This is a genomic window from Streptomyces sp. SP18BB07, from assembly GCF_036322545.1.
Classification (GTDB): Bacteria; Actinomycetota; Actinomycetes; order Streptomycetales; family Streptomycetaceae; genus Streptomyces; species Streptomyces deccanensis.
The window spans coordinates 39,973-53,868 of record NZ_JAQYWT010000271.1 but is presented as its reverse complement, the minus strand read 5'-3'; the positions used below and the strand labels follow the sequence as shown (position 1 = coordinate 53,868).

The 13,896-nt window shown below is 72.2% G+C and carries 13 protein-coding genes and 1 pseudogene; 7 read left to right on the top strand and 7 right to left on the bottom strand.

The features are described 5' to 3' along the window. The first annotated feature begins 54 nt into the window (after window positions 1-54). Complete coding sequence (locus PUR53_RS12165) at window positions 55-783, top strand: alpha/beta fold hydrolase (RefSeq protein ID WP_329895246.1); 729 nt, start codon at window positions 55-57, stop codon at window positions 781-783. Between the two features lie 27 nt (window positions 784-810). Here PUR53_RS12165 and PUR53_RS12160 read toward each other — a convergent pair whose 3' ends face one another. The 3 genes from PUR53_RS12160 to PUR53_RS12150 all read right to left on the bottom strand — a co-directional run bounded on the left by PUR53_RS12160 (window position 811) and on the right by PUR53_RS12150 (window position 4,140). Beyond that, window positions 811-1,731 carry a phosphatase domain-containing protein gene (locus PUR53_RS12160; RefSeq protein WP_329908312.1) on the bottom strand — a complete coding sequence of 307 codons (921 nt, stop codon included), beginning with the start codon at window positions 1,729-1,731 and terminating at the stop codon, window positions 811-813. Window positions 1,732-1,733: 2 nt separating this feature from the next. Continuing rightward, window positions 1,734-2,942, bottom strand: coding sequence for an RNA ligase (locus tag PUR53_RS12155; protein ID WP_329908311.1), 1,209 nt, complete (start codon window positions 2,940-2,942; stop codon window positions 1,734-1,736). Between the two features lie 79 nt (window positions 2,943-3,021). After that, entirely contained in the window at window positions 3,022-4,140 is a 1,119-nt protein-coding gene (locus PUR53_RS12150; RefSeq protein WP_329908310.1) for a serine hydrolase domain-containing protein, read from the bottom strand. Window positions 4,141-4,364: 224 nt separating this feature from the next. Between PUR53_RS12150 and PUR53_RS12145 the strand changes: the two genes are divergently transcribed. Both PUR53_RS12145 and PUR53_RS12140 read left to right on the top strand, forming a co-directional pair. Continuing rightward, on the top strand, window positions 4,365-5,093 hold the full coding sequence (locus PUR53_RS12145; protein WP_329908309.1) for a 2-phosphosulfolactate phosphatase: 729 nt from the start codon (window positions 4,365-4,367) through the stop codon (window positions 5,091-5,093). Between the two features lie 83 nt (window positions 5,094-5,176). Then, window positions 5,177-5,947 carry a carbonic anhydrase family protein gene (locus tag PUR53_RS12140; RefSeq protein ID WP_329895251.1) on the top strand — a complete coding sequence of 257 codons (771 nt, stop codon included), beginning with the start codon at window positions 5,177-5,179 and terminating at the stop codon, window positions 5,945-5,947. A gap of 36 nt (window positions 5,948-5,983) precedes the next feature. On the opposite strand, the gene PUR53_RS12135 is transcribed toward PUR53_RS12140, so the two are convergent. Further along, window positions 5,984-7,645, bottom strand: coding sequence for an ABC-F family ATP-binding cassette domain-containing protein (locus PUR53_RS12135; protein ID WP_329908308.1), 1,662 nt, complete (start codon window positions 7,643-7,645; stop codon window positions 5,984-5,986). 341 nt (window positions 7,646-7,986) lie between these two features. Beyond that, window positions 7,987-8,649 (bottom strand): lysophospholipid acyltransferase family protein, encoded by a 663-nt coding sequence (locus PUR53_RS12130; protein WP_329895253.1) that lies wholly within the window; start codon window positions 8,647-8,649, stop codon window positions 7,987-7,989. A 326-nt stretch (window positions 8,650-8,975) separates the two neighbouring features. On the opposite strand from PUR53_RS12130, the gene PUR53_RS12125 reads away from it, so the two are divergent. The 4 genes and pseudogenes from PUR53_RS12125 (at window position 8,976) to PUR53_RS12110 (ending at window position 11,381) form a co-directional block, all read left to right on the top strand. Then, a complete protein-coding gene (locus PUR53_RS12125) occupies window positions 8,976-9,785 on the top strand; it encodes an alpha/beta fold hydrolase (RefSeq protein ID WP_329908307.1) in 810 nt (269 codons plus the stop codon). A 94-nt stretch (window positions 9,786-9,879) separates the two neighbouring features. Then, a complete protein-coding gene (locus PUR53_RS12120) occupies window positions 9,880-10,446 on the top strand; it encodes a hypothetical protein (RefSeq protein ID WP_329895255.1) in 567 nt (188 codons plus the stop codon). Between the two features lie 273 nt (window positions 10,447-10,719). Beyond that, a pseudogene (locus PUR53_RS12115) lies at window positions 10,720-10,881 on the top strand (helix-turn-helix domain-containing protein); the annotation flags it as partial. Beyond that, window positions 10,878-11,381 carry a hypothetical protein gene (locus PUR53_RS12110; RefSeq protein WP_329908306.1) on the top strand — a complete coding sequence of 168 codons (504 nt, stop codon included), beginning with the start codon at window positions 10,878-10,880 and terminating at the stop codon, window positions 11,379-11,381. The pseudogene PUR53_RS12115 and the gene PUR53_RS12110, both read left to right, overlap by 4 nt. Here PUR53_RS12110 and PUR53_RS12105 read toward each other — a convergent pair. After that, a complete protein-coding gene (locus PUR53_RS12105) occupies window positions 11,347-11,991 on the bottom strand; it encodes a DUF6461 domain-containing protein (protein ID WP_329908305.1) in 645 nt (214 codons plus the stop codon). The two genes, PUR53_RS12110 and PUR53_RS12105, sit on opposite strands and share 35 nt — an antisense overlap. Before the next feature lie 98 nt (window positions 11,992-12,089). Continuing rightward, window positions 12,090-13,895: an RICIN domain-containing protein gene (locus PUR53_RS12100; RefSeq protein ID WP_329908304.1), complete on the bottom strand. Its 1,806-nt coding sequence runs from the start codon at window positions 13,893-13,895 to the stop codon at window positions 12,090-12,092. Window position 13,896 lies beyond the last annotated feature (1 nt).

The following is a 13,896-nucleotide window of genomic DNA, read 5'->3' as shown; positions in this document are numbered from 1 at the left end:
CTCCAGCTGGTTGTGACCCCTCGATTGATGACTGCTCGATCAAAGGAGATCGATATGAGCGAGACCTTCGTCCTGGTGACCGGCGCCTGCCACGGCGGCTGGGCCTGGCGCCCCGTCGCGAACGAACTGCGGGCCGCCGGGCACCAGGTGCACACCCCCACACTGGCCGGACTGGGGGAGAACGACGACCCGACCGATGTGACGCTGACCGACTGCGTGAACAGCCTCGTGGAGTACGTCGAGCGGGCCGGTCTGGAGGACGTCACGCTGGTCGGCCACAGCTGGGGCGGGTTCGTGCTGGTGGGCGCGGCGCCCCGGCTCGCCTCCCGTCTGCGGCGGCTGGTCTTCTGGAGCGCGTTCGTGCCGAACGACGGCGAGTCGCTGATCGACGCGTGCCCGCCACACTACGGCGAGATGTTCCGCGCCGTGGCCGCCGCCTCCGGCAACAACGGGGTGACGTTCCCGTTCGAGGTGTTCCAGCAGGCGTTCATGCAGGACGCCGACGACGAGACCCAGCGGATCGTCCACTCCCTGCTCGTGCCGCAGCCGCTCGGCACGTTCACGGAGAAGCCCGACACCAGCGCCTTCCAGGCCCTCGACATACCCACCGCCTACGTCCTGTCCGCCGAGGACCTCTCCCTCCCCGGGGAGTGGCACTGGGCCGAGCGCTTCCCCCAGCGCCTGAAGAACCCCCTGATGATCGAGACCCCCGGCAGCCACGAGGCCCTCTTCACCCGCCCCGCCGAACTGGCCGACGCGTTCGTCCGGGCCTGCGCGATCTAGGTGTTCCCGGGAGTTCTGCCCCGGCGGCTAGAAGTCGCCGTAGTTCACCTGCCAGGTCGGCAGCCCCATCCGGCGCCACACCGCGACGACCCGGTCCCGGTCGTCGAGGGAGACCCGTACGGCGAAGCGATGCCGCACATGCCGGTCGAACAGCTCCGCCTTCACCACGTCGTCGCGACGGTGGTCGCCGGCCGCCCGCATCCACAGCTCGTCGTACGGCACCTCGTGCGCACGCAGCCACGCCTCCGTCCGGCCCCGGTGCTCCTCACTACGCCCCGAGAGCAGGACGATCACATCGCCGTCGGCGCGACGGAAGGAGCGCAGCGCGCCACGCACCGACACGTTGAGCAGATCCTCCTCGCAGCGGGTGAAGTCGTACGCGCCCCGGTCGCCGCGTAGGGCGAGCGTGCCGTCGATGTCGCACATGACCGCCGACGGCAGCGCCGGGTCGGCGGCGTACGGCTCGACGGCGGGCTCGTCGTTCAGCCACTCCGCCGTGAGCCGCCAGCCACCCCTGCGGGACTTGGCGTGCTTGTCGGCGAGGATCCGGATGATCTCCTCGCCGACCGGCCGCTCCCGCGCCGCGTCCCGCCGCAGGCACTCCTCCACCGGTACGTCGGTGAAGTCGTGCACGACGAACGTGGCGAGCCCCGCCACGGCCGCCTTCAGCCGCTTCGGGATGTGCGGGGTCATGTGTGTGTTGTCCACGACGACGTCGAACTCGCCGTCGACGGCCGCCCGTACCGCCGCGTCCTGGATCGCCAGCACGGTCTGCTCGTGCGCGTACGACCGGCGCTCGGCACCCTCGGGCAGGGGGATGTCGAGCATCTGCCGCAGATCGTCGAGGTTGACGCGGCGCATCCGGCCCCCGGACTCCGCCTGCAGCCTGCGCGCGGCCGTCGTCTTCCCCGAGGCGGGCAGCCCCGTCATGACGTGTACCACGGGCACGGTCAGTTCTCCTCGTCGTTCTTGAAGGGGTCGGACGCCTCCGGCCGGGTGGAACGGTACGTCACGAGCACGGTCGAACGCCCGTCCAGGCGCTGGAACATGGCGGGGCGCACGGCCGCGTCGGGCAGTTGGCGCACCGCGCGGGCGAACGCGCCCCGGTCGCCCGCGAGATGGGCGAGCGACCGGAACGCCTCGTCGATCGCCCGCTCGCGGTCCTCGACCTGTTTGTCGATGCCCGCGACGACCCCGCGCACCCAGGCGTCGAACTCGTCGGGCACCTGCTCCAGAAGCGCGTCCAGGGGCCGGCCGCCGGACAGGGAGACGTCCTCGGCCGAGCAGTTCAGCGCCTGCGCCACCTGCTTGGCGGGCAGTCCCGCGAACCGCTGGATGCCGTGACCGCGCCAGATGTCCCGCTCGGTCACACCGGTCAGCACCTTGTGCAGCCGTACGTACTCCGCGAACTTGGCCTTGGCCCGCACACCCGAGGCGAAGCGCAGCACGAAGCCCTCCGCGTCGGTGCCCGTGGCCGCCAGACCCCCCGGCAGCCGGTTGCCCTCCGTCATCGCCAGCAGCTCGGCCAGCGGCACGGCGGGCCGCACGGTGACGACCGAGCCGATGCCCCGCCATCCCACGGCGGCCTCCGCCAGGGCGACCTCCGTGCCGTCCTTGGCGAACGCGGCCAGCAGCACCACGTCCCGGCGGTCGCCGTAGTCGACGACGATCCGGTTCTCCGGGTACAGGATCTCGGCCAGGTAGGTCACCCCGGGCACGAGTCCGGACGTGTCCTTCGTGTCGAGCAGCCGCTGCGCCCAGGTGGCCTGGACGCTCACGAACGACCCCTTGGACGCGACCCGCCACCGGCCCGCGTAGTGGAACACCACCGCCAGGCTGCCGTCGACCTTGTCGTACACCTCGAACGGCTCGTCGGGGAGGCTCGGGGCGTAGGGCTGACCGGACTCGTGCTCACCGACGTTGAAGAACTTCGGCAGCGGCAGCGCGACGATCTCCCCGGTGGCGTCGTCGGCCACGAGGCCCCGGCAGCGCATGGTCACACGGTTCCACACCCGCTCGTACTGACACGTCCTCGTGTACGTGTAGATGGACAGCGGCAGTTCCGGGTGCGACTTGCGCGCGACGTGCCCCGCTTCGAGCGCCGCCGCGAGCTCCTCCGGCGGCAGCAGCTCATGAAGAGTCAGGTGTGCCTGGCTCATGTGTTCCTCCCCTTGCTGGCCCCTGATTGTCACGTGGGAGGAGGCACTGCGCCCACCGAATTAAGAGGAGCGCCGCAGCTCAACCGCCGGGCGCCACCGCCCGCGACACCCGCGCGAGCAGCGTCTCCACCTCCGCGCCCCAGCGTGAGCTGATCACCAGATCGCGCGCCGGGTCGACCCACAGCAGATGGTTGCCGCCGTTGCCCCGGGCGCAGCGCCCCGTGGCGGGTGCCGAGGGCCAGACCGTGCGGTCGTCGTTCAGCCACCACGACAGGCCGTAGTTCGGTTTGACCCGGCAGGGCGTCCACAACTCCTCGATCCACCGCCGTGAGACCACCCGCCGCTCGCCCCACACTCCGCCCCGCAGACAGAGTTCACCGATGCGGGCCAGATCGAGGGCGCTGATCCACAGGCCGCCGCCCCAGTGCGCGCCGCCGGAGACCACGGGCACCCGTACGCCGTCGATGTCGGCCTCGGAGGTGTCGTAACCGTGCCACGACCAACCCTCGGATGCGCCGATCGGTGCCATGATCCGGTCGCGCAGGAGGTCCGGCAGGGAGCGGCCCGTCAGGACCGTGAGCGCGAGCGCCGTGAGGTTCACCCGGACGTCGTTGTAGGCCCAGCCCTCGCCGGGTGGCCCGCCCGCCGACTCCGTGCCCTCACGTGTGCTCTGGGCGTCGACCCGCGTCGGCTTGCCCCACAGCTCGCCCTCCCACTGGCTGGTCTGGTCGAGCAGCTGCCGCCAGGTGATCGCGCGACCGTGGGAGTCGGCGAACTGGGGCAGGGCGACCGAGTCGGCGACCGGCTCGTCCAGGCGCAACAGGCCGTCGTCGAAGGCGACCCCCGCCACCAGCGACAGCACGCTCTTCGTCGCGCTGTACGCCATCTCCGTCCGAGCGGGGTCGCCCCACGAGGCGATGACCTCGCCCCGCCGCACCACGACACCACTGGCCCCACCGCCGTCGAGGAGCGGGCCCACCACCTCGCGATGGGACACGTCCGCCACCTGGGCCGCGAGATACGACGCCATGTCGTCCACCCCGGCCACCGCGCGCCCGGCCTGCTCACGCACGGCCCGCGCCAGCTCCTCCCGGTCCACCCCCTGCCAGGGATCCCCGCTCCGGCGGCCCTCACTCTCCAGCGCGCCCCAGCTCCCCGGTGCGCCCCCGACCGACTCCGAACTCTCCGACGCCCGCACGTCTCCTCCTCCTGCTCCTGCTCCTGTGAAGTCCGACGATGACGCCGAACCATGTGACGGTGTGGGACGAGACGGTCTGCGCGCGTCCCCGGCCACTACCCTCACCCGGCAACCGGCCGTCGGCAACGCCGTGTTGCGCGCGCTGTGGACCTCCCGGGGGACCGGCTGTGGTGTCCGTCACTCCCGGGTCGCTTCAGGGCCGGGCGTACGCGATCATGATCAGGATGAACTCTCGTTTCGTCGGCATCCCCGAGTTGCTCGAAGTCCCGTCCGTGGCGGTCGTCATCGACGTCATGCGTGCGTTCACCGTGGCCGCCTGGGCCTTCGCCCAGGGCGCGGAGAAGATCGTTCTCGCGGAGTCGCTGGACGACGCCCTGGCGCTCAAGGCCGGTCACCCGGACTGGGTGGCGCTCAAGGACGGTCCGCCCGCGCCGGGATTCGACGCCGTCAACTCGCCGGGGATGTTGCGGTCCATGGATCTCGACGGACGGACCGTCGTCCAGAAGACCACGGCGGGGACGGTCGGCGCGCTCGCCGTGAAGGACGCTTCGCTGGTGCTGTGCGCCTCCTTCGTGGTGGCGGAGGCGACGGCGCGGGTCCTGCGGGCGCGCGAGAGCGACGACGTCACGTTCGTGGTCACCGGCGAGGACGGACGGGCCGACGAGGACCTGGCCTGCGCCCAGTACATCGCCCGGAGAGCCGCCGAGGCCGACGCAGACGCTGTGGCCGAGGGCAGGGCCGGGACGGTCGCCGCCGAGTTCCTTCGTCGTGCCGCCGACTCGCGGGCGGCGACCGAACTGGCGGAGGGCGTGCGCCAAGGGGTCCACCCCGACGACGTCGCGCTCTGTCTGGAACTCGACCGGTTCAGCTTCGCCATGGTCGCGGCCCTGGAGGGCCCGCTCATGGTCCTGCGTCGCGTCAATGTCGTGCCGGGCGTTCATCAGTCCGGGTGAGTCGGCGCGTTTCGGTGCGGCGGCGGGGGAGGGATGCGGTGCGTCCGGACCGCGACTTCCGCCCCAGCCGAAGGTGTTCGCCCATGACCCAGATCGCGCCCGCCTCGTCCACCGTCAGTTGTGCGGACGGGAAGCACGGGAAGCAGAGCCCGGTCGACATCCGGCCGCAGCACGTCGATCTCTCCGCGCTGCCGCCCCTACGGTTCGCCCACCCGACGGCACTCGACCTGGAACTGCACTTCGACGACCCCCGGGTCCACCGGACCGGGCCCGGGCTCGTCCAGGAGGGCCGGCCCGACTGCGTACGGGACGACGAGGGGACCGTGAAGGCCACGCCGCCACCCGGCGAGGAGTGCCTGCTGCGGGTGGGCGCCGACCGCTACGAACTGGTCGACGTGCACTGGCACACGCCCTCCGAGCACACCGTCGGAGGCGTCGCCTTCCCGATGGAGCAGCACATGAAGTACCGGCGGGTGAGCGATGCCGCCGACGCGGACCGACGGGAGGAGGACAGCGGGTTCGCGGTCGTCGGCGTCTTCGTGCACCCCGGTCAGGCCAACGACTCACTCGACCGCCTGCTCACCTCGGCCCGCCGCTCCGCGGAACCCTGGGAGGTCCCCGGTGTCGAACTCGACGCCCTCCTGCCGTCCTGCACCGAGTCGTATCGCTACCTCGGCTCCACCACCGTCTGCCCCTACACCCCCGGAGTGCGCTGGATCCTGCTGACCCACCCCGTCCAGGCCTCCGCCACCGCGCCGGCCCACTACCGGAAGGTCTTCCCCCAGGGCAACGCCCGCGCCGTACAGCCGCTCGGTGACCGGCGCGTCGCCGGCGACCGGCACCGGTGGTGGTGACGGCGCGGCAGGCCGTGCCTGCCGCGCCGTCCGTGGTCAGGAACGCACGGGGCGCGGGGCGTCGGCCCTCGCGTGCGTGGAGAGCGCCAGACGGGGCCAGTCCTGGATGTCACGCCGCAACTGCCGGTCGTGCGTGGCGACGACGACAGCCGCGTCCGTGGTGTGCAGGGCCTCGGTGAGTTCGTCGACGAGGGCGATGGACAGGTGGTTGGTCGGCTCGTCCAGCAGCAGGACGTGCGGCCGGGTGGCCAGCGCCAGGGCGAGGTCGAGACGCCGCTGCTGTCCCGTCGACAGTTCGGCCACCGGCTTCTCGGCCTCACGGGAGGTCAGCAGACCCAGTGCGCCGAGCCCCACGACCTCGCCCTCCGGGAGGACCCCGGTGGTCACCAGCCGCGCGAGGTGTGCCTCGTACAGGTCGCGGGCCCGGCGCCGGGTCGCGCGGGGCGACTCCTGCCCCAGGAGGTGCAGCCGTACCGTGCGGGCCCGGTGCACCCGGCCCGTGGTCGGGGCGACCTGCCCGGCCAGGACCGACAGGAGCGTGGACTTGCCCGCCCCGTTCGACCCGGTGACGGCCAGCCGGTCGCCGGACGCCACCTCCAGGGTCGTCGACCGGCGCAGTCTGCCGTCGACGCTCACCTCGTGGGCGCGCAGCAGCAGGACACCGGTATGGGCGGGGAGTTCGGGCATCTGGAAACGCCTCGGCGGTACGGGCGCGGTGACCTGGTGGCGTTCCAGGTCCTCCCGGCGCCGGTGTACCGAGCGGGCCAGCGCGCCGGCCCGGGTGGCGCGCTGGTGCTTGCCGGTGCCCTTGTCCGGGCGCCAACCGGTGACCAGCCGGTTCTGTGCCTCCGACAACGCCTGCCCGAGGCGCACCCGTTCGGCCTGCTGCTGCTCGTACTCCGCCTCCCACCGGGCCAGTTCGGCCTCGCGGCCCTCGCGATAGCCGGCGTATCCGCCGCCGTGGACCCGCGGTCGGCCGTCCCGCGTGGGGTCGAGGTCGAGGACCGTGGTGGCCACGTCGGACAGCAGCGCCCGGTCGTGGCTGACCACGACCACACCCCCGGCGTGGGCGCGCAACGTGGCGGTCAGGTACTCCAGCCCCGCCAGATCGAGGTGGTTGGTCGGCTCGTCCAACAGCAGGAAGTCGTACTCGGCACCCAGCAGACAGGCCAGCCGGATCCGATGGCGCTGACCGACGGAGAGCGTGGCGAGCGTGCGGGTACGGTCGTCGACCGCGCCGAGCCCGCCGAGCGCGACGTCCACTCGGCGGTCGGCGTCCCAGGCGTCCAGCGTCTGAGCCGCCTCCAGCGCTTCGGTGTACGCGTCCTCGGCGCCGGGCAGCCCCTCGGCCAGCGCCGCCGTGGTCGCGTCCAGTCGCCGCAGCGCGGCACGGGCGTCGGCGAGGTGCTCGTCGACGACATCGCCGACCGTATGCCCCTCCTCGGCGGGCATCTCCTGCTCGGCGAGCGCGAGGGTGCCGGCCCGGTGGACCTCTCCCTCGTCGGGGACCAGGGCACCGGCCAGGATGTGCAACAGGGTCGACTTGCCGCGCCCGTTCTCGCCGACCACGCCCCAGCGTGTTCCCGGGGACACCTTCATCTCCACGTCGTGCAGCACGGGGCGCCCGCCACGGGTGACGCCGACGCCGGTGCAGGTCAATTGGGCCCGGTCGCGGGCGGGCAGGGTAAGGACAGTCACGTTCTCTTCCTCCGGAAGGAGGCGCACGTCACCCCTGGGACCACGGGGATCACGGGGATCACGGGGATCACGGGGATCACGGGGACCACTGGGGGAGCGCACCGACTCTGACGATCGACCCGGCCCGACAGGGAGCGGGGTCGCGGGCGAACTCGTGGCTCCCGACTCGTCACACACGTGAGGAGCGGAGCCAGGGGCCCGGTCAGAGGTAGAGAACGTAAACCATTGGACGACCGTAACAACGCAGGGAATCGGACGGCCACCGAATATCGAGCCCAGGGGAGCGGCGGGCCCGCGTGCGCGGGAGGGTCGGGAGGGTGATGTCGCCGGTGCCTCCTCCGTCAGGCGGCGAGCGCGGCCGGTTCGCCGAGGCGGGCGGCGGCCGTACGCCACGCGGCGGTCACCGCCGCATGCGCCTGCCGGGTGTTCGCCGTGTGGTCGGCGGTGAGGGAGAGGGGCGCCCCGATGTGGACGTGGAGCTCGGGGCGGCGCAGGGGCGCGGTGACCAGTCCCGCCACCTGCTTGACCGTGCTGCCGGAGGTGACCCGGCGGGCCCCGGCCTGCCCGACCGGGACGACGGGCGCTCCGGTGCGCGCCGCGAGCCGGGTCAGGCCGCTGCGGAACGCCCCGGGCGCGGCTTCGGCGGCGTCCTTGCGGACCGGGATGCCGCCCTCGGCGTAGATGAGGACCGTCCGGCCCTCCGCCAGCGCGTCGGCGGCGAGATCGAGGGCGTCGGCGGCGCGCGGGTCCCTCCGGTACACCGGGATGTATCCCTCGCGGGTGAGCGCACGGCCCAGCAGGGGGATCCGCCACAGACCGGCGGCGCCCATGGCGACGGGCTCGATGCCGAGGCGGTGCAGCGCGGCGAGCACGATCGCGGGATCGGCGAGCGAGGTGTGGTTCGCGACGACGATGCTGCCCGGCGTCCAGACGGATCCGGCGTCGACGGTCACCGTGAGACGTCCGACGACAGGCACCAGGACGTCGGCGAGGCGGCTGAACATGAGGTCTCTCCCGATCTCGACGAGGAAGACCCCATCGTGGGGCCGACCGCGGCACCGGATCTTGAGTGCGCGTACTCAACTTCGTGTGGTGCCGATACCCAGAGCCGGCGCTGGGAGGCGATCTCCGCACCGCCTGCACCGGGCGGCGTTCCGACTCCGGTCGGAGGGCGCGCCGGACCGGTGCGACCGCGTCGGGTTCGGCACACTGCTGTCCACCCTCTGAAGCACCGACCCGGCGGAGTGCCCGTGCCCGTGACCGTGACCCACGACCTCGTCCCGCGCGGATGCGCGCACACCACCCACCGCGCCACCCTGGGCGACCCCTCATGACCCTGCTCGACCTCGGCCGCATCCGCCTCTTCTGCACCTCCCTCGGCCCTCAGGCCCGCGAGGACGCCCCCACGCTGCTGCTCGTGCACGGCTGGGGCGGCGACGGGCGGGAGTGGTCGCCGCACGCGGAGGTGCTGGCCAGCCGGTTCCGGATCCTCGTCCCCGACCTGCGCGGCCACGGCCGCTCCGAGGTGCCGGACGAGGGCAACACCCCGGCGGAGATGGCGGAGGACCTGGCCGCGCTGCTCGAATCCGTGGGCGCCGGGCCGGTCGTCGCCGTCGGCCACTCCATGGGCGTCCAGGTCGTCAACCTCCTCGCCGTCCGCCACCCGAACGCCGTGCGGTCGGTCATCGCCCTCGACCCCGCGCACGGCGCGGACGAGGCCGAGGCCGCGCGGATCCCCGCCCGTCTCGCCGAGTACCGGGAGCACGGTGCCCGTGCCGCCGCCGCCCTCGTGGCCGGCGCCTTCTCCCCGCAGGCCCCGCCCGGACTCCGTACGGCACACCTCCGCACGGTGCTCGGCACACCGGACCACGTCATCGCCCAGGCCTACGCGGGCATGTACACCGACCCCGGAGCGGTGGGGGTCCGCCCCCACAGCGAGACGTGTCTGCGCCGCCGGACCCAACCGGCGCTCACGGTGTGGTCGTTCGAGGAGTACGCCGAGTGGGAGCGCGGCACGCTGCGGGTGCCCGGCTCACGCGTCGAGCACTGGCCCCACACCGGCCACTACCTGCACGAGGAGCGGACCGAGCGCACGATCCGGCTCATCCGTGACTGGGCGGCCGGCGAGCAGCCCGGCTGACGTGCGAGCGGACGGTCGGTGGAAGTACGTAGCGGCATACGCAACCCGCTGAGCAGGCACTCTCCGCTCCGCGTCCCTCCGTTAGCCTCGCCGCATGCCTCTCACCGTCGATCAGTTGACCGGATATGTGGAACGCGGACTGGACGCCGATCTGGCGCGCTGGTTCCCCGACAAGGAGGCCGTCGACCTTCCCGCGTCGACCCGCCCGGTCGCCCCGTTCCTCACCAGGCTCCCGCCGGCCGCCGCGACGGCGCTCGCCGCGTTCGACCGCAGGGTCCGCTCCGGAGCCATGCCGCGGTTCCTCGACATCGAGGACTGGTCGTACGCCTTCGAGTTCGCCGAGAACGGCGAGGTGATCCTCGACTCGGACTACGAGACCGAGCTCGCCGACGACGACGTGTGGTCCCTCGGCTGCGACGGCGGAGGGAACTACTACGTCGTCCTCACCAACGGGCGCGTCGCGGTGTGGTTCCACGAGGAGCAGGTCATCGAGGCCGACACGCAGTACGACAACCTGGACGTCTTCCTGTGGTCGGTCGTCCGGTACAGCGCCGTGCGCGCAGGCGTCCTTGACCTCGCCGCCGTCGAGGACGACTTCCGGGCCCTCGGACAGCCGGGAGCACTGGCCCCCGAGATCGGACTCCTCGCCCTGATGTCCTGACCTGCGCGTCCTCACCGCGTGCTCCGGTCCGGCACCTGCCACCACCAGGCCTCGTCGTGCCACGGCCAGGGCGTCGGTGCGCGCGACCACGGCCCGCAACTCCCGCACAGCGGGCATCTCGGCGAGCGCGTCGACGTCGAAGGGACAGCCCCCGGGACCGCCGAGATCTCGATAGATTTCTATCGCTGGTCGAGTGGAGGCGTGAAGGAGGGCATCGTGGGGAAGCCGGCGTTGCGGGCCGTCAACCGTGACATCGAGGCGGCGCTCATGCGGGCCGAACTGGCGATGCTCAAGAACGGCCGTGCCAAGGCCGTCCGCTTCACCACCCTCGCCGCGCTCTGCGAGGTACTCGAATGCCGGCCGGGTGACCTGCTCCGCTGGGAGACCGACCACACCGCGGCCCCCGACGACACCCCGGCCGGAGCGCGACCATGACCGCTCACACGCCACGCCCGCTGCTCTTCGTGGACGTCGACGGCACCCTCCTGCCGTACGGCGGCGGGCGACTCCCCTCGTCCGCCGAGGAGTGGGTCGACTGGCAGCACACGTCGAACCCTCAGCTGGCGAAGATCGACCGCGCGCACGGCCTGCGCCTGCTGCGACTGACCTGCGAGCCGATGTGGGCCACCGCATGGATGGACGACGCCAACGAGGTGATCGCACCGCTGCTCGGCCTGCCGCGGTGGCCGGTCGTGGATCTGCCGGAGACGCCCGAGGAGGACCGGGCTGACCTGTTGCACTGGAAGACCCGCGCCCTCGTCCGCACCGCCGCCGGGCGCCCGTTCATCTGGCTCGACGACGAGATCACCGACCTCGACCGCGCCTGGGTGGCACGGCACCACCCGGGGCGGGCCCTCCTGCACCGCGTCGAACCCGAAGTGGGGCTGACCGCGGCGGACTTCACCGTCCTCCGGGGATGGTTGGACGGCCGGTGACGAAAGCGGCCGCCGGCAGCCGCAGGTGCTCGGAGGCCCGGGGCAGCCACAGCCCGAAGCGGTGCTCCAGCCACTCCATGACCTGCGGCGAGCCCATGGGCCCGTCGGCGGCCGGCCAGCCCATTGCCGACGGGTCGACCCCGTCGTCGTAGGCGGGGATGCCGGGGTCGAAGGAGGACAGGCCCCGTCCGTCGACGGCGTACTCCACCCGCTGCGTGGCGTTCACGTCCTGGCACACGGTGACGACACGGGTGCCACGGGAGAGCGCGGGCAGATAGTCCCGGGCGGAGACGTACGAGGTGGAGGTTTGGACGGCGAAGCCCCACCCCTCGATCGCCCCCGCCCGGAGCACGGCGTCGACCTCCGGCCGCAGGAACCCCCGTTCCTCGACGGCCTCCACGTCCAGGCCGTCGAGGTGGTCGAGGTCGTAGGGCTCGTCGGCGGCGTTGCGGACCTCGATCTCCTGGGCCTCGAATCGCGTCAGCGGAAAGAGCGACTCGCGCGGCGCACCGAGCCGCAGCAGCACCTGCTCCGGGGCCACACCCTCACAGAAGACGAGGGTGTGGCCGAAGGGGTACGCCTCGCACACCCAGCGCAGTCCGTCGGTCATCGGACCATCCTGACAGCCACCGCCGGGACCCGGTCAAGGCCCCGGGCCCGACACCGGAGCAGTCACCGGACCGGACACCGGACCGGTCATCGGCCCGGCTACCGGACCAGCTTCCAGTCCTGCGAACCGTCCGTGGACGCGTTCTGCAGGGTCAGCGGCGCGTCGGCGGAACCGCCGGTCAGGTAGAGGTCCTTGTTCTTCGCCGACCGCAGCCTGATGTGACCGTCGCCGGTCCTGACGACGTCCCAGGTGCCCGTGGCGCTGTCGTCGACCCACTGGCCGATCCGCTGCCCGACCGTCGCGTTGCCGGTCCAGACGGCCGCCGCCCGGCCACCCGACTTGTTGAGCAGCGTCACACCCCCGTCGGGCTTGGTGACGACGTGCCAGTACTGGGTGTCCGGGTCCGCCGCCGCCCCGGCGTCCTCCAGGACGACGTCGGGCACATCCCCGTTGCCGATGTCCGCGTCGGTGGTGTTGTTCCCGGTACCGATGACCTGCCCGGTCCTCCGGTTCACCAACTTCCGGTAGGCGCCGGCCGATCCACCGAGATCGACCTCGGCGTACGCGATCGTCGACGTGCCCTGGTTGTTGAGGACCACGACCCGGCCGGTGCCCTCGACGTACTGGAGGTTGCGGCTGTACCCCGCCCGCGACGTCGTCCGGTACTGCGTCCACACGCCGTCGGCGCGCCCGCTGTCGTTGACCCAGACGTCGCCGCTCCCGGCGGCGTTGTAGACCAGACGCCCGTCGGGCAGCCGGATCAGCACCGGACTGCCGCCCTGCGCGAGGGGGCGGGAGCCGGCCACCACCGGCAGCGCGTCGACACCCATGCCGGTGGGGGAGCCCCGGAAGAACTTCAGCGGGTCGCTCGCGACGCGGTAGCGGGTGTTGGCCCCGCCGCCCCAGTACTCGTAGGTGAGCAGCCATGTGCCGTCCGCCGTCGGGACGAGGTTCGTCATGCCGGGCCGGCCGCCGCCGATCTCCGACTTCCCGCCGCCCATGTCCTGGGTCGACCCGGCGATGTCGACCACGGGGGAGCTCCACTTGGCGCTGCGGCCGTCCCAGGTCCTGTGGACCAGGATCTGCCCGTGCGAGTCCTTGGCCGTGTCGTTCGCCGGGTCGAGCTTCGGGACGCCGGTGACCGGGTCGAAGCCGAGGTAGTCGTTCTCGTCGGAGTAGTAGCAGACCAACTTGCCCTGGTGGACCATCAGGTACGGCTCCCAGAGGGGGTCCACCTGTCGGTGCGTGTTGGCCTTCGCGACGTTCTGCCCGACCGCGCCCGCGCTGCCGCCCTGCCAGCCGCCGGTCGCGACGACGTTGACCACCTTCCAGGTGCGGCCGTCGTCGGTGCTGGAGTACAGCGCGATGGCCATGTCGGAGCGGTCGCCGTCGTTGGACGGCGTCCAGTCCGGGTCGGCCGCCTTGTGCTCCTCGTAGTACGCGTCGTCGCCCGACACGACACTCGCCAGCAGCAGCGTGCCGGCCGCCAACTTCCCGACGCGCTGCGGGAGTACGTACAGGTACGGGTTGGTCCAGTTGCTCGTGTACTTCGCGAAGCGGGGGTCCTTCGACAGATACGCCGGCGCCTTCACCTCGGACAGCGGCTGCCAGGTCGTGCCGTCGTCGTCGCTCTTGTACACCGGGAGGGTCTGCCGGTCGGCGCTGCCCGTCGACTCCACGACCGTGGACTTCTCGAACGACGCGACCAGCCGCCCGCCCGGCAACTGCGCCGACTTGGGGTAGACCGCGCAGTTGCCCCGCCCCTTCAGACAGGCCTCGCCACCGAGCTGGTACATGACCCCACCGGTCGGGCTGTACGCCCCCGCACTGGCCATGGGCATCAGCAGCAGCGCGGACGCCGCCGTGAAGGTCCCCAGCGCTCTCGCGACTCGTCTTCTCTGCATG

Coding starts and splice junctions, on each gene's coding strand:
- PUR53_RS12165 (WP_329895246.1), top strand. CDS start 55: ATGAGCGAGACCTTCGTCCTGGTGACCGGCGCCTGCCACGGCGGCTGG.
- PUR53_RS12155 (WP_329908311.1), bottom strand. CDS start 2,942: ATGAGCCAGGCACACCTGACTCTTCATGAGCTGCTGCCGCCGGAGGAG.
- PUR53_RS12145 (WP_329908309.1), top strand. CDS start 4,365: ATGAACTCTCGTTTCGTCGGCATCCCCGAGTTGCTCGAAGTCCCGTCC.
- PUR53_RS12140 (WP_329895251.1), top strand. CDS start 5,177: ATGACCCAGATCGCGCCCGCCTCGTCCACCGTCAGTTGTGCGGACGGG.
- PUR53_RS12130 (WP_329895253.1), bottom strand. CDS start 8,649: ATGTTCAGCCGCCTCGCCGACGTCCTGGTGCCTGTCGTCGGACGTCTC.
- PUR53_RS12125 (WP_329908307.1), top strand. CDS start 8,976: ATGACCCTGCTCGACCTCGGCCGCATCCGCCTCTTCTGCACCTCCCTC.
- PUR53_RS12120 (WP_329895255.1), top strand. CDS start 9,880: ATGCCTCTCACCGTCGATCAGTTGACCGGATATGTGGAACGCGGACTG.
- PUR53_RS12110 (WP_329908306.1), top strand. CDS start 10,878: ATGACCGCTCACACGCCACGCCCGCTGCTCTTCGTGGACGTCGACGGC.
- PUR53_RS12105 (WP_329908305.1), bottom strand. CDS start 11,991: ATGACCGACGGACTGCGCTGGGTGTGCGAGGCGTACCCCTTCGGCCAC.
- PUR53_RS12100 (WP_329908304.1), bottom strand. CDS start 13,895: ATGCAGAGAAGACGAGTCGCGAGAGCGCTGGGGACCTTCACGGCGGCG.